Origin of the sequence: Pseudomonas fluorescens, assembly GCF_902497625.1 — a bacterium.
GTDB classification, from domain to species: Bacteria; Pseudomonadota; Gammaproteobacteria; order Pseudomonadales; family Pseudomonadaceae; genus Aquipseudomonas; species Aquipseudomonas fluorescens_BQ.
The window spans coordinates 78,198-94,031 of the sequence record NZ_CABVGX010000015.1 but is presented as its reverse complement, the minus strand read 5'-3'; the positions used below and the strand labels follow the sequence as shown (position 1 = coordinate 94,031).

General features: G+C 60.2%; 8 protein-coding genes. 7 read left to right on the top strand and 1 reads right to left on the bottom strand.

All coding sequences use genetic code 11. The features are described from left to right. Window positions 1–35: 35 nt before the first annotated feature. The 4 genes from F8N12_RS11635 (at window position 36) to F8N12_RS11620 (ending at window position 5,561) form a co-directional block, all read left to right on the top strand. Window positions 36–1,481 carry a SulP family inorganic anion transporter gene (locus F8N12_RS11635; protein ID WP_150580564.1) on the top strand — a complete coding sequence of 482 codons (1,446 nt, stop codon included), beginning with the start codon at window positions 36–38 and terminating at the stop codon, window positions 1,479–1,481. Window positions 1,482–1,877: 396 nt separating this feature from the next. Further along, entirely contained in the window at window positions 1,878–3,227 is a 1,350-nt protein-coding gene (locus F8N12_RS11630; protein ID WP_150580563.1) for a gluconate:H+ symporter, read from the top strand. Window positions 3,228–3,241: 14 nt separating this feature from the next. Next, a complete protein-coding gene (locus F8N12_RS11625) occupies window positions 3,242–4,102 on the top strand; it encodes a MurR/RpiR family transcriptional regulator (RefSeq protein ID WP_150580562.1) in 861 nt (286 codons plus the stop codon). A gap of 1 nt (window position 4,103) precedes the next feature. After that, entirely contained in the window at window positions 4,104–5,561 is a 1,458-nt protein-coding gene (locus tag F8N12_RS11620) for an N-acyl-D-amino-acid deacylase family protein (RefSeq protein ID WP_150580561.1), read from the top strand. Window positions 5,562–5,781: 220 nt separating this feature from the next. On the opposite strand, the gene F8N12_RS11615 is transcribed toward F8N12_RS11620, so the two are convergent. Then, the gene (locus tag F8N12_RS11615) at window positions 5,782–7,701 is read right to left on the bottom strand and encodes a methyl-accepting chemotaxis protein (protein ID WP_150580560.1); all 1,920 of its coding nucleotides are present in this window, start codon (window positions 7,699–7,701) and stop codon (window positions 5,782–5,784) included. Between the two features lie 759 nt (window positions 7,702–8,460). Here F8N12_RS11615 and F8N12_RS11610 point away from each other — a divergent pair. Genes F8N12_RS11610 through F8N12_RS11600 form a run of 3 tightly spaced genes read left to right on the top strand, consistent with a single transcriptional unit; the run spans window position 8,461 to window position 15,822 of the window. Then, complete coding sequence (locus F8N12_RS11610) at window positions 8,461–9,393, top strand: NAD-dependent epimerase/dehydratase family protein (protein ID WP_150580559.1); 933 nt, start codon at window positions 8,461–8,463, stop codon at window positions 9,391–9,393. 56 nt (window positions 9,394–9,449) lie between these two features. Next, entirely contained in the window at window positions 9,450–12,263 is a 2,814-nt protein-coding gene (locus F8N12_RS11605) for a bifunctional glycoside hydrolase 114/ polysaccharide deacetylase family protein (RefSeq protein ID WP_150580558.1), read from the top strand. Then, window positions 12,241–15,822: a tetratricopeptide repeat protein gene (locus tag F8N12_RS11600; RefSeq protein WP_150580557.1), complete on the top strand. Its 3,582-nt coding sequence runs from the start codon at window positions 12,241–12,243 to the stop codon at window positions 15,820–15,822. Before F8N12_RS11605 ends, F8N12_RS11600 begins: the two co-directional genes overlap by 23 nt. Window positions 15,823–15,834 lie beyond the last annotated feature (12 nt).

The following is a 15,834-nucleotide window of genomic DNA, read 5'->3' as shown; positions in this document are numbered from 1 at the left end:
TCCGCACCTCATTTCCTTGCCGTGTCCCGCCCCCCATGAAACCACTACGTCTGCGCGCCGATGTCCTGGCCGGACTCACCACCTCTTTCGCCTTGCTTCCAGAATGCATCGCCTTCGCCCTGGTCGCCCACCTCAACCCGCTGATGGGGCTTTATGGCGCGTTCATCATCTGCACCCTGACCGCGCTGTTCGGCGGGCGGCCGGGAATGGTCTCGGGTGCGGCGGGATCAATGGCGGTGGTGATCGTCGCGCTGGTGGTGCAGCACGGCGTGCAATATCTGCTCGCGACGGTCTTGCTCGGCGGCCTGATCATGCTCGCGTTCGGGCTGCTCAAGTTGGGCAAGCTGGTGCGAATGGTGCCGCACCCGGTGATGCTCGGGTTCGTCAATGGTCTGGCGATCATTATTGCGCTGGCGCAGCTTGAGCACTTCAAGAGTGGCGAAAACTGGCTGAGCGGCCCACCGTTGTACCTGATGGCAGGACTCGTTGCCGCGACCATGGCCATCGTCTACCTGCTGCCGCGTCTGACCCGTGCCGTGCCGCCGGCGCTGGTAGCGATTCTCAGCGTAGGATTGGCGGTGTACCTGCTCGGCCTGCCGACCCGCACCCTGGGCGATATGGCGCACATCGCCGGTGGCTTGCCGACCTTCGCCCTGCCTGACATTCCCTGGACCCTGGAAACCCTGCGCATCATCGCGCCTTACGCGATTCTGATGGCCCTGGTGGGTTTGCTGGAAACCCTGCTCACCCTCAACCTCACCGACGAAATCACTGAAACCCGCGGCTTTCCTGATCGGGAGTGTGTGGCGCTGGGCGCGGCGAACATGGTCTCCGGCGTGTTCGGCGGCATGGGCGGTTGCGCGATGATCGGCCAGACCGTGATCAACCTCAGCTCCGGTGGTCGCGGCCGGTTGTCCGGTGCGGTGGCCGGTGTGCTGATCCTGCTGTTCATCCTGTTCCTGTCGCCGCTGATCGAGCGCATTCCGCTGGCCGCGCTGGTTGGCGTGATGTTCGTGGTTTCGCAGCAGACGTTCGCCTGGGCATCGTTGCGCGTGCTGAACAAAGTACCGCTGAACGACGTGCTGGTGATCGTCGCTGTCACGATCATCACCGTGTTCACCGATCTGGCGACCGCTGTGCTCTGCGGCATCATCATCGCGGCCCTCAATTTCGCCTGGCAGCAGGCTCGTGAACTGTATGCCGACGCGCACGTCGAGGCCGATGGCAGCAAGCTCTATCACCTCCACGGCACGCTGTTCTTCGCCTCGACCACACCGTTTCTCGATCAGTTTGACCCGGCCAATGATCCGGCCGTAGTGACGATCGATTGCCGACACTTGAGTTTTGTCGACTACTCGGCCATCGCCGCGCTGATGACTCTGCGCGAGCGCTACGCCAAGGCCGGCAAACACCTGCGCGTGCTGCATTTATCGGAGCGTTGCAAGAAGCTGCTCAAGCGCGCCCGCGTCAACCACGACTGAGGCCACTGTGGGAGCGAGCCTGCTCGCGGTTTCGGTCGTGGCGTAAACCTTTGGCGAGGGGCTTGGCGAAACGTCGCACCGCCCCGTTCGGCTGCGCAGCAGTTGTGAAACCTTTGGTCCCATTTGGCTGAATGGATGCGGGGGGACGCTTCGCGTCCCAACGGGGGCAAGCCCCCTCGCCACAGGAATTCCCTTTGTCACAACAAGGCTCCTCACTCCCACGGTCAACCATGTAAGTTCGCCTGACTGATTTTCATATTCAGCGACCCCGCATGCTTCTCAGCGACAATTTTTACCTCATTGCGAAAATTACTTTCACCTCGTTTGAAAATCACCTCTCGAAATGATTTATGAGTTTCATAAACCATTCGACGTGACCCTTTCGAGGAGTACCGCATGACCGTTTCCTTCGGCTACTGGCTGCTGGTGTATGCCGCCATCGCCATCATTGCGCTGATTGTTCTGATCGCCCGATACCGTCTCAACCCTTTCATCGTCATCACCCTCGTTTCCATCGCTTTGGCCTTGCTGGCCGGCATGCCTGCGTCCGGTGTGGTGGGCGCGTATGAGGCCGGGGTCGGCAAAACACTGGGGCATATCGCGCTGGTCGTGGCGTTGGGGACAATGCTCGGCAAGATGATGGCCGAGTCCGGAGGCGCCGAGCAGCTGGCGCGCACGTTGATCAATCGGTTTGGCGAAAAGAACGCGCACTGGGCAATGGTCTGTATCGCATTTCTGGTGGGGCTTCCGCTGTTTTTCGAGGTCGGTTTTGTGTTGCTGGTGCCGATTGCGTTTACCGTGGCCCGACGTGTTGGCGTGTCAATTCTAATGGTTGGTTTGCCGATGGTCGCCGGCCTGTCGGTGGTGCATGCGCTGGTGCCACCGCACCCGGCGGCGATGTTGGCGGTACAGGCGTATCAGGCTTCGGTGGGGCAGACCTTGCTCTACGCAATTTTGATCGGCATTCCCACGGCAATCATCGCCGGTCCCCTGTACGCCAAATTCATCGTGCCGCGCATTCAGTTGCCGGCGGATAACCCGCTTGAGCGCCAGTTTCTCGACCGTGAACCACGCGATCGCTTGCCGGGCTTTGGCATCACCATGGCGACCATTCTGCTGCCGGTGGTGTTGATGCTGGTGGGCGGTTGGGCCAATCTGGTCTCGACCCCCGGCAGCGGCTTCAATCAGTTTTTGCTGTTCATCGGCAACTCGGTCATCGCCTTGCTGCTGGCGACCTTGTTGAGCTTCTGGACACTGGGCATCGCCCAGGGCTTCAGCCGTGAATCGATCCTCAAATTCACCAACGAATGCCTGGCACCCACCGCGAGTATTACCTTGCTGGTCGGCGCGGGCGGTGGCCTGAACAGAATTCTGGTGGACGCTGGCGTGACGGATCAGATCGTCAGCCTTGCCCACCAATTTCATTTGTCGCCGCTGCTGATGGGCTGGTTGTTCGCCGCGCTGATGCGCATTGCCACCGGCTCCGCGACGGTGGCCATGACCACGGCGTCGGGGATTGTCGCGCCGGTAGCCATTGGCCTGGGTTATCCGCATCCGGAGTTGCTGGTGCTGGCGACGGGCGCGGGGTCGGTTATCTTTTCCCACGTCAATGACGGCGGCTTCTGGTTGATCAAGGAATACTTCAACATGACCGTCGCCCAGACCTTCAAGACCTGGACGGTGCTGGAGACCATTATTTCAGTGGTGGCTTTCGCCCTCACTGTCGGTCTTTCCTACCTGATCTAAGCGGAGAAGCTGCCTTGGACATTCTTTACCAGATCCGCGCCCGTCAGGATTCTTTCAGCGCCGGCGAAGGCCGCATCGCTCGTCTGATGCTCGATGACGTCGGGTTTGCCTCTGCCGCCAGCCTCGACGAACTGGCGCAGCGGGCGGAAGTCAGCACCGCGACGCTCTCGCGATTTGCGCGCACCGTCGGTTGCCGTGACTTGCGCGACCTGCGCCTGCAACTGGCCCAGGCCAGCGGGGTCGGCAGCCGTTTTCTTGACCCGGCGGGCACGCCTGAGCAGTCGGCGTTTTACCGGCAGATCGTTGGCGATATCGAGTCGACGCTGCGCCAGCACCTGTCGGCATTCGACGAGTCGCGTTTTGCCGATGCTGTCAGATTGATTGGCAAGGCGCGGATGATTCACGCGTTCGGCATGGGCGGTTGCTCAACGCTGTGCAGTGACGAATTGCAAGTGCGCCTGGTGCGTCTCGGCTACCCGATTGCGGTGTGCCACGACCCGGTGATGATGCGCGTCACCGCCGCCAGCCTCGGCGCCGAGCACGCGGTCATTGTCTGCTCGCTGACGGGCATCACCCCCGAATTGCTCGAAGCCGTCGAACTCGCCCGCAGCTACGGTGCACGGATTCTGGCGATCACCCGAGCCGACTCGCCGCTGGCGCAACTTGCCGATGTGTTGCTGCCGTTGCAAAGCGCGGAAACCTCGTTCATCTACAAACCAACCGCCGCGCGCTACGGCATGCTGCTGGCCATCGACGTGCTCGCCACCGAGCTGGCGCTGGCCCATCCTGAAGACAACCAGGAGCGTCTGCGGCGGATCAAACTGGCGCTCGACGACTACCGTGGCGGCGACGATCACTTGCCGCTGGGAGACTGACATGAAGTACGACACGCTGATCCGTAACGCGCTGATTATCGACGGCAGCAATTCCCCTGGATATGCCGCGGACGTGGCGATTCTTGCCGGTCGCATCGAGCGCATAGGCGACTTGCACGACGCCTGCGCTAGCGAAGAAATCGACGCCGCGGGCCGGGTGCTGGCGCCAGGTTTCATCGACGTGCACACCCATGACGACACTGTCGTTATCCGTCAGCCGCAGATGTTGCCCAAGCTCAGTCAGGGGGTAACCACGGTGATCGTCGGTAACTGCGGGATCAGTGCTTCGCCGGTAAGTCTGAAGGGTGAGCCGCCCGACCCGATGAACCTGCTGGGCACGGCCGCAGCGTTCGTTTATCCCACTTTCCGCGACTATCGAAATGCCGTGGAAGCGGCGAGCACTACGCTGAACGTCGCTGCGCTGGTCGGCCACACCGCGTTACGCAGCAATCATCTCGATGATCTGCTGCGCACGGCGACGCCGGAGGAGGTCACCGCGATGCGCGAGCAGTTGCGTGAGAGTCTCGAGGCTGGCGCGTTGGGCTTATCGACCGGGCTCGCTTATGCCATCGCCTTTTCGGCATCCACCGATGAAGTCATGCAACTCAGCGAAGAGCTGGCAGCGTTCGGTGCGGTGTACACCACTCATTTACGCAGCGAATTCGAGCCGGTGCTGCAGGCCATGGACGAAGCTTTTCAGATCGGCCGCCACGCGAAATCCCCGGTGATCATTTCCCACCTCAAATGTGCCGGTGCCGGCAATTGGGGGCGCAGTCCGCAACTGCTGGCCTCACTCGAAGAGGCGGCCAGATCTCACCCGGTCGGCTGCGATTGTTATCCGTACGCGGCGAGTTCCTCGACCCTGGACCTCAAGCAGGTAACAGACGCTCATCGCATCACCATCACCTGGTCCACACCCCACCCGGAATGCGGCGGGCGCGACTTGATCGACATTGCTGCCGAGTGGAACGTGCCGTTGCTCGATGCCGCGCGTCGCTTGCAGCCTGCTGGCGCGGTGTACTACGGCATGGATGAAGCGGATGTGAGAAAAATTCTCGCGCATCCGTTATCCATGGTCGGCTCTGACGGCTTGCCGGAAGACCCGTTCCCGCATCCACGCTTGTGGGGAGCGTTCCCGCGAGTGCTCGGGTATTACAGTCGCGATGTTGGCTTGTTTGCACTGCATACCGCCGTGCATAAAATGACCGGGCTGTCCGCTGCGCGATTCGGCTTGCAGGCGCGTGGCGCAGTTCGCGAGGGATATTGGGCTGATCTGGTGATGTTTGATCCTGACACCATTCGTGATGTTGCCGATTTCAACGATCCGCAACGCGCGGCCGAAGGCATCGATGGCGTGTGGGTCAATGGCGTATTAAGTTACTGCGAAGGGCAGGCGACCGGCGCGAGGGAAGGACGTTTTCTGGCGCGCAAGGGAGATTTGAGCGACGGGTTTTGCTAGCCATTCAAGGGTGGGCAGAGCAGGGTTTTGTGGCTGGCTGAAGCTCAACGGCGCTGCACAAATTACTGTAGGAGTGAGCCTGCTCGCGAAATTAACGGCGACGACGCATGCATTCAGATAGCACACGTCGCCCTTGAGCTTTTCGCGAGCAGGCTCGCTCCTACAGGGATTGCGGCGTTCGGCGCCTTGATTGATCGGCATAATGACCGCAACCGTTTGATCAAACCCGGAAGTGACTCACCATCATCTGCAACTGATTACCCAGGCGCGCCAGTTCGACACTCGACGCAGCGGTTTCATCGCTGGCGGCGGCGGTCTGTTCGGACACGTCACGCACGTTGATGATGCTGCGGCTGATCTCTTCGGCCACCGCGCTTTGTTGCTCGGCCGCGGCTGCGATCTGTTGATTCATCGACTGGATGCTGGACACCGTCCGGGTGATGTTCTCCAGTGACACGCCAGCCTTGCGCGTCAGCGCGACACTGCTGTCGGTGAGGGCGCGGCTGTTGTTCATCACCGTCGACACTTGCTGCGTGCCGTTCTGCAGGGCCGCCACCAGACCTTCGATTTCTTCGGTGGATTTCTGCGTGCGTTGCGCCAGGCCACGCACCTCGTCGGCGACCACGGCAAAACCACGCCCGGCTTCACCTGCGCGGGCGGCTTCAATCGCTGCGTTGAGCGCCAGCAGATTGGTCTGCTCGGCGACGGCCTTGATCACGTCCATGACGCTGCCGATCTTGTCGCTTTCCTGTTGCAGCACACCCATCGCTTCCGTCGAGCGCAGCACTTCGCTGGCCAGACGTTCAATCTGCGCGATGGCTTCGTTGACGACTTTGTCACCTTCCCGGGCTTCACCGTCAGCAGCGGCCGCCGCTTGCGAAGCTTCTTCGGCGTTGCGTGCGACTTCCTGAACGGTTGCGGTCATCTCGTGCATCGCAGTCGCCACTTGATCGGTCTCCACCTTCTGGCTGTTGACACCGGCGCTGGTTTGCTCGGTCACCGCCGACAGTTCTTCGGCGGCGCTGGCAATCTGCGTGACGCCATCGCGGATGCCGCTGATCAAATCGCGCAGGGTTACCCCCATGCGGGCGATGCCTTGCTGCAACACGCCAAGTTCATCGCGGCGAGTCACCTTCACGTCCTGGGACAAGTCGCCGCTGGCAATGCGCTCAACCACCGCCAGGGTGTCACGTAACGGGCCGGTGATTTGACGAGTGATGATGACGGCGGCAATCACGCCGACCAGTAAGGCCAGCAACGTGCTGATCAGTTGCAGGGTGCGCGCCTGGGCGCTTTCGGCGTCGCGGCGGTCGAGCTGAATCTGATACAGCTGATCGCTGAGCGAGACGATGGTCGTGCCCTGATCAGTCATTTCCTTGCGCGCCTGCACCACGTCGCTGTTTGCGGCTTTATAAGCCTGCAACGCACTGCGGTAATTGCCCAAGGCGTTGTCCAGCTGACGCAACGCGTCCGGCTGAGTGTCGGCGAACTGTGCGTTGAGTGGCTTCAGGCTGGCGATGGCCAGGTCGAGTTGGCGGATGGCTTTCTGCTCAGTCTCGGCGTTGGCGGTTGCGGTATAACCGCGCACTTCATAACGCGCGAGCAGGAAGGCTTCCCTGGCTGCGGTGATCGCCTGGAATTGTTCTGAGCGCTGGTCGCTAAGCGGCATCTGCAACACGCTACTGCTGATGGTATTGATCTGCGTGTTGGCGGTTTCGGCATTGCTGCTCATGCTGGCGCTGGCACTGTTGCCGGTGCGGTAGGCGCTACGCATTTTGTTCAGGGAGGCCTTGTAGGCCTCGATGGTGCTGCCCTGCGCTTGCAGCAGCTTGATGTTTTCCGAACTCTTGAAGGACGAAAGCAGAGATTGTTGCTGGGCGGAGAACGCATCAAGTGTGGTTTGTACATTCTGTGCGGCGGTTTCATCGCCGTTAGTCAGCATGTATTGCAGGCGCACCACGCGCAGTTTGGTCAGACCGGCATTGAGCTGGGTGATGTCGCTCATCCAGTTGCTGCGATCAATCAACCCGCCCAGGCTCGTCCAGCCGGTCAGGGCGAGGACGCAGGTCAGTGCCAGGACCAGGCCAAATCCCAGACCCAGTTTCAGGTTCACGCTGATGTTACCGAACCAGCTATTCATCACAATTCCTCCAGGAACGTTGTGTTTCTTGATCGTCTGTTGGCTGGAAGATTGTTGTTTTTGGGCGCCAGCAAGGGTGTAAGCAAGGCTTTATCGGCCGCCGATGCGAGAGCTGAAAGGATTTTTGCGCAGGAAATGACTGGTGCGGTGTCGAGCACAAATCGCGGGCAAAAAAAAGCCCGCGGGAGGGCGGGCAAATCGTAGTTTCTTGAAGAGCGAGACTAATGTACCGGTTGGCGAAGGGGAGTGGGGTGAAGAAAAGTTCATCTGTGGCGGCCGTTATCGGTGTAACGGTGATCGGGTTAAAACTCGGTTCTGAAACATGGAACTGCTTTGCTCCTTTACACATTTTTGCCCGAGCATATGGATACCATCAGCCTCGAAATGGAGGAGGCTGAGCAATGCCAAAATCCACATTATCGTCATCATTGAATGGCATGCTTCATCCATTAATTGTCGTCAAAATCATGGCGTCTTTCGAGTGAAATTAACCGTCTAGCGGGAGTGCAGACAAAGTATTGACAGTGTCGTTCTGATCTCACATTATCGGCGGCGTTTTGCTGGCCTTGCGCCATAAAAACGACATCACACTCGCCAATTCAACTCTGACAATATATTTTTGAACCTTCTGGAATTGGTCGAGGTCGCATTGCCGGGCGTGATGGGAAATTGCCATCAGCCTGAAACAACAATTTGTATGACTACTGTTTAGCGGACTTTCTAATCTGGTATCCGCTGGAATCTTCAGGAAGAAATTTCATGTGCGTTGAGCGAATACTGGTTACCGGCGGTGCGGGTTTTATCGGGTCTCACCTTGTCGAGTCTTTGCTGGGCAAAGGGTTGAAGGTCCGTGTTCTGGATAATTTGTCGACCGGTAAGGTCAGCAATTTGCCAGAGGGCAATGCCAATCTGGAGCTGGTGACCGGCGACGTCGCGGACGCAGCGGTCGTCCAGGAAGCCATGCGTGATTGCAGCGCAGTGGTGCACTTGGCGGCAGTAGCCTCGGTCCAGGCGTCGGTCGATGATCCGGTCAGCACGCATCAAGCCAATTTCGTCGGTACGCTCAACGTTTGCGAAAGCATGCAAAAAGCCGGGATCAAGCGCGTGGTCTTCGCCTCCAGCGCGGCCATCTACGGCAACAACGGCGAAGGTTCGGCCATTGATGAAGACACCCCGAAATCGCCGCTGACACCTTATGCCGCCGATAAACTGGCCAGTGAGTATTACCTGGACTTTTATCGCCGCGAGCACGGTCTGGAGCCAGTGATTCTGCGTTTCTTCAACATCTTCGGCCCACGCCAGGACCCTTCCTCGCCGTACTCCGGTGTGATCAGTATCTTTACCGAGCGCGCCATCAAAGGTTTGCCGGTGTCGATCTTCGGCGACGGCGAACAGACCCGCGATTTCGTTTTCGTCAAAGACCTGGTCAGCATTCTTGTGCAGGCGCTGCAAGTCAGCGAACCGAAAGAAGGCGCGGTCAACATCGGCCTTAGCCGCTCCACCAGCCTCAACGATCTGATCACTGAATTGGGCAACGCCACCGGCAGCGCTTTGGCAGTGACTCATCTGGCGCCACGCCAGGGCGACATTCGCCACTCGCGCGCCAACAACGCTCGCTTGCTGGAACGTTTTACCCTTCCGGCACCGACTTCAATCGGCGATGGGTTAGCACAGCTTTTGCGCAGTTTGTAATCCGGCTGTTTCACAGCTTTCAAACCGCCTCGATTCAGTCATTTCAAGAGTGAGTTATGGAAATCGTTTTTCGCAGGACGCGTGTCCGCGCGGCCGTCCAACGGCTGTTTGCCGCACTGGCGCTCATCGTGAGCGGGCCGGCCGTACAAGCTGCAGCATTGCCGCAACCTTCCAGCGTCGGCTTCTGGTACGCCGATCAACCACCCATTCCGGAGCTTTCCCAGTTCGACTGGGCGGTGGTCGAGCCGGGCCATATGGCGGCCGGCGACGTGAAAACTCTGCGCAAGCTGGGGAGTCAGCCGTTCGCCTATCTATCGGTGGGCGAGTTCAGCGGCAGTAAAGCCGAGATTGACAAGGCCGGCCTGGCGAAAGCCGTGAGCCCGGTGCGTAATGATTCCTGGGACAGCCAGGTCATGGACCTGGCCTCGCCGGCCTGGCGGGAGCACTTGTTTGGTGCCGCCAAAGCCTTACAGGCTGAAGGTTACGCGGGCCTGTTCCTCGACACCCTCGACAGTTTCCAGCTGTTGCCGCAAGACTCGCGAGAAGCGCAGCGCCTTGCACTCGCCAGTTTCCTGCGTGAACTGCACCAGCGCGAACCGAAGTTGAAACTGTTTTTCAACCGCGGTTTTGAAGTGCTGCCCGACCTCGATGGCGTTGCTGCCGCCGTGGCGGTCGAGTCCATCCATGCTGGTTGGGATGCTTCGGCCAAGCGTTATCGCCCGGTGTCGGAGTCCGATCGCGAGTGGCTTGAAACTCACCTGAAACCGCTGCGTGCCAAAGGCATTCCGTTGGTGGCAATCGATTACCTGCCGCCGGAGCGTCGTGAAGAAGCACGCAAGCTGGCCAAACGTCTGCGCGACGAGGGGTTCATCCCGTTCATCGGCACCCCTGATCTGAATTCGATGGGCATCAGCAACATCGAAGTGCAGCCGCGCCGCATCGCTATGGTGTTCGACCCGCGCGAAGGTGATCTGGCCACGAACGCCGGTCACAGCTACGTTGGTGGCTTGCTGGAATACCTCGGTTACCGCGTCGACTATCTGCCTGCCGATAGCGCCATGCCGGATTACAGTTTCAGCGGCTTGTACGCGGGTGTGATCACCTGGATGACCAGCGGCCCGCCGCAGGACAGCCCGGCGTTCAACCGCTGGCTCAACGCGCGCCTGGACGAAAAAGTACCGGTGGTATTTCTCGCGGGCCTGCCGGTCGAAGACAAGCTTCTGCTCAAGCGCATGGGCCTCAAGCGCGATGCGCCTCCGGCCACGCAAGTGCTGACTGTCTCTCATCAAGACAAGGCGCTGCTCGGAGCGTTCGAAGCACCGGTGGTCCCACGATCCCGTGACCTGACCGCTGTTGCCGTACTGCCAAACGGGCCCACCTCGGCACTGACGCTGACCAATGAGGGCGGTGAGACCTACAACCCGGTAGTCGTCGGTGAGTGGGGTGGCCTGGCTCTGGCGCCTTACGTCCTGGAAATGAACAACGAGCGCAGTCGCTGGATTCTCGATCCGTTCGCCTTCCTGCAGGCGACGCTGCGTCTGCCGGCTCAGCCGCGCCCGGACACCACCACCGAAAACGGCCGCCGCATTGCCACCGTGCACATCGACGGCGACGGTTTTCCGTCCCGCGCGGAAGTGCGCGGCACGCCCTACGCGGGTCGTCACACGCTGGAAGATTACATCAAGCCCAACCCCTTCCTGACGTCGGTGTCGATCGTCGAAGGCGAAATTTCCCCGCGCGGTGCCTTCCCGCACCTGGCGCGTGAGCTTGAGCCGATTGCCCGCGAATTGTTCGCCAATCCAAAAGTGGAAGTGGCTACCCACACCTTCAGTCATCCGTTTTTCATGCAGCCGGAAAAGGCGCAGAAACGTGAGAACTTCAATCCGGAATACGGGTTGAACATGAAGATTCCCGGTTACGACAAAATCGATTTCCGTCGCGAGATTTTCGGTTCGCGCGACTACATCAACCAGCAGCTCACCACCCCGGAAAAACCGGTGAAGATGGTGTTCTGGCCGGGCGATGCGCTGCCTTCGGCGGCGACCTTGAAACTGGCCTACGACGCTGGCCTGAAAAACGTCAACGGCGCCGAAACCATCATGACCAAGGCAGACCCGTCCCTGACCGGTCTGAACCCGCTGCTGCGTCCTACCGCAGGGGGGTTGCAGTATTACGCGCCGATCATCAACGAGAACCTCTACACCAACTTGTGGAAGGGGCCGTATTACGGCTTTCGCGATTTGATCGAAACCTTCGAGTTGACTGACAGCCCACGCCGCCTGCGCGGCCTGCACCTTTATTACCACTTTTATTCCAGCACCAAGCAGGCCTCCATCAAGGCCATGCATGAGGTCTACGGCTTCATGCGCGAGCAGCATCCGCTGTCGCTGTGGATGACCGATTACATCGATCGTCTGCACGGCCTGTATCAGGCCAGTCTGGCGCGCACCGCCGACGGTGCCTGGCAGATTCGCGGCATGGACGCGTTGCGCACGGTGCGTCTCGATCCGCAAATGGGCTGGCCTGATCTGATGCGTTCGCAAGGCGTTGCCGGCGTGCGCGATTTGCCTCAGGGCCGTTATGTCAGCCTGAGCAGCGACCGTGCTTTGCTGGTTCTGCAACCTGAAAGGGACAGCAGGCCGGCGCTGGAAGAAGCCAATTTGCCGCTGAAGGACTGGCGGTATGTGGACGATCGTCGTGTGAGCTTCTCCTTTGCAGGGGAGTTCGATCTGACCTTCTCGGTGCGTTCGGCAAGTGCTTGCCGGGTGGAAGTGGACGGGCAACGTTTTGCAGGCACGGCATCCGCCGGTCTGTGGGTTTTCAAATTACCAATGAAGCAGGTGAGTAATGGTCAGCTCCTCTGCAACTAAAAGTAACCGCCTGCTCAATCCTTGGGCACTGGCGGTGGTGGCGGTTGCTGTGGGAGGTCTGCTGTGGGCGACCTTCCAGCGTGAAGAAGTATTCCAGCCCGATGGACGTGAGCCTGACGCGGTGTCGGCGAATTACGCCGAGTTGTTGCTGACGGCGCACCCGGATGACGATCACCTGCGTTTGCAGCTGGTCGATCTGCTGATCCGTCTTGGTGACTACACCAAGGCGCGCCAGCACCTGGAGGCCTGGCCCAAGCCGGTACCTGAGGTCCAGGCTTACTATCGTCTGGAACTGGACGCGTTGGTCGCAGCGAAAAGCAACGACCTGATCGCGCAGCAAGCCTTGGTCGAGCGACTCAAAAGCTTCGACCATCGCAAACTGCCGGTGCCGTTGTTGCAGAACCTGGCGAAGCTCGCGCTGACCTTGCAGGCCCCGGCCTTCGCGGCCAACGTCTACGAAGAGATTGCCGGGCGCGATCCAAAGGTGCGCAACGAGTCGCTCAAATCCGCTGCCCAGTGGTACATGGCTGGCGAGCAGCCGGGCCGTGCGGCCGAGATTTATCTGCAGCTCAAAAGGGACAGTCAGCTGGACAGCGAGCGTCGCGGATATGCGCAGCTGGCGTTCAATAGCCTGCTGTCTGCCGGTCGGGGCGATCAGGCGGCGCAGGTGCTGTCCGACGAACTGTCGAAGCTGACCAATGCGCAAACCGACCCCGAGTGGCTCGAGCAGGGCGTTGATGTCGCGGTGGCCAGCAAGCGTTTTGATCTGGCCCAGCGTGTGCTGAAACAATGGCAGACCCTGCAACCGGACAACCCGAAAATCCCCTTGAAGGATTTCCACATGCGCCTGGCCATCGGTGATTTGGCCGGTGCCTGGGAGACGGGCCAGCAGTTGACCGTCGACTACCCGAATGATCCGGATCTGCTCGAACAGATGGCGCACCTCGGTGAATGGCGCGGCGAACCCGCGGCTGCGCTGGGTTACTGGATTCGTCTGCTCAAGCTGGAAGAAAATCCACAGACCCGCGAGCGCGCCTGGCGTCTGGCCAGCCAGCAATTCGACTTTGATCGGTCGATCCCGCTGCTGGCAGAAATCATGAACCAGCGCGCACTGACCGACATCGAGCTCGATGCGCTGAACTACGGCCACGAATCCCGTGGCACACCGGCTGAAGCTGAAACCTGGTTCCGCGCCTATGTGCAGAAATACCCAGCGCATCGCCTGGGCTGGACGCGCCTGCTGCAAAACCTGGAAAACACCGGGCAGTTTGACGCGAAATCCAAGGTTTACGAGCGCTACTCCAAGCGCTTCAAGCTCACCACTGTCGAGCAGGTTGACTGGGCCAACACTTACCTCAAGCTGTTCGATTACGAATCAGCGTGGAGCGTGGTGCAGACTGATGATCAGAGCATTGACGACGTCGACTACTGGCACACTCGCGCGTCCCTGGCGTGGGACCTGGAACGCGACGAAGACTTGCGTGTCTCCCTGGAGAAAGTGCTGGCGCTCAATGGCAAGTTGACCAGCGGCGACGAAAGCCAACTGATTACCCTGTACCGCACCCGCGATCCGCAGCGCGCTCTGAAACTGACGATTGCCAGCTGGCAGCGTACGCGGGATCCGCAACGCCTGGTCGAAGCGCTTCAGCAAGCTCAGGATTTGAACGACTGGCCGCAAGTGGTTGCCTTGCTTGAGGATGCGCAACAGTTCCCGGCCGCTTACGAGCAAGCCCAGGTGCTGGCGATTCGCGGTGCCCTGGCGGTGCAGCAAGGTCAGCCTGAAGAAGCCGAGCGCTTGTACTTGCTCGGCCTGGAGCGCTTTCCCGCTGACAACCTGTTCCGCGAACGCTTGATGTGGCTGTACGTCGATCAAGGCAACACCGCCAAACTCAAGCCGCTGTTGAGCCAATGGCGCTCGCAGGCTCGTGAGGACCGCGTGTTGTGGTTGCCGTTCGCCAGTGCGAGCCAGATGCTCGGCCGCGACGCCGAAGCATTGGCCTGGTATCGCCTGTACCTCAAAAGCAGTCCTAACGACTGGCTGGTTCGCGCGGCTTATGCCGATGCACTCGACAGCGCCGGTTATCAGGACGCCGCTCAGCGTCTGCGCCTGAAATTGCTGCGCAGCCCTGAAGGCGAAAACATCGAACCGTCGTCCCAGCGCTATGCAATCTGGTTGCGTCTGGTGGCGAGCAGCTATTCGCCACGCAAAGCGCAGCAGCAAGTGCTGAAAAACTGGAAAGACGGTTCGCCGGCGATGCTGCAATTGTGGTTCGAACGTTTGCTGGCGCGTCTCGACGCGACCAACCAGGAATCGCAGAAAGATGCATGGCTGGAATGGGCGCGTAGCCAGGGCTTGAAAGTCGAGCGCTACGAGCAGATTCAGCAGGCCTTGCGCAGCCGCAACAAAGATCAGGTTGAAGCCTTGTTGGCTAGCAGCGATCTGAACCCGGCGCAGCGTGCGCAGGCCCTCAATCGTCTGGGTCGTCTTGGCGAAGCGCTTGACACCAGCCTGTCGGCACTCGGCGACGATCAGCCAGTGGCCGTGCGCGAACAACTGCGTCGCCAGGCCGTCGAGCTTCAGGAACGCACGCCGCAGGGCGCGCAGCTGTCCTGGCATCAGCAGGATTTCGGCGGTCTGGAGTTCAACGCGCCACGTCTGCAGATCGCTCACAACCTGGGTGACAACTGGTACGCCGATTTGCAGCTTGAGCAGGGCGATTACAAAGGCGACGACATTGTCTCTTCCGAGATTGGCGAGGAGCGCAACGCCGCTCTGACCCTGCAACGTCCGGTCGAGAACGGCAGCTACACGCTGTTCGCCGACACCAGTCAGCGCAGCGACGATGACCGCAATGGCCTGGGGATTTCCCGGAGCTGGCAGGTCAGCCCGAGCAACGAACTGGAGCTCGGTGTCGACTGGCATCGCAAGAGTGACGACAGCGGCCTGATGCGCGCTTTCGGGCAGCAGGATCGCGTCTGGCTCGGCGGTCGTCACGGCCTCACCGCGCGTGATCAGATCAGCTGGGAAGTGGCGCAGCGGTCGTTCTCTACCCGTGCCGGCGATGACCTCGGTAACGGCCAGGCGCTGAAGATGGAATACAACCACACGCTGGAGTTTGCAGGCCCGAACTGGACCCTGCGCGGCGGGCTGGATTATCAGCACAACGACGTCAAGGACCGCTCGCTGGATTACTTGTCCAGCACCCAGGGTGGTCCGGTGCGACGTGTTGAAGATAACGACAACCCCGAGACGGTGCTGGCCAGCGATCTGCTGCAAAGCACCTACAGCCAGCTCTATGTCGGCAGCTCGTGGCGTCGCGGTCTACCAGGCGCCCTGGTGCGCACCAAACCGCAATACACCTGGCTGGTGGATGTAACGGCTGGCTGGCAATGGCTGGATCAAACTTTTAACTACGGCATCAACACCGGGATCGGCGTGCAAGTGCTGGGTGATGACGAACTGGCCCTGACCTTCGGTTACCAATCCGCGCCTCAGGGCGGGGATGGTCAGGCCGGCGGGACCCTGGGTGTGAGCTACGGCGTGCGGTTTGGACGCTGATCATGGAATGTC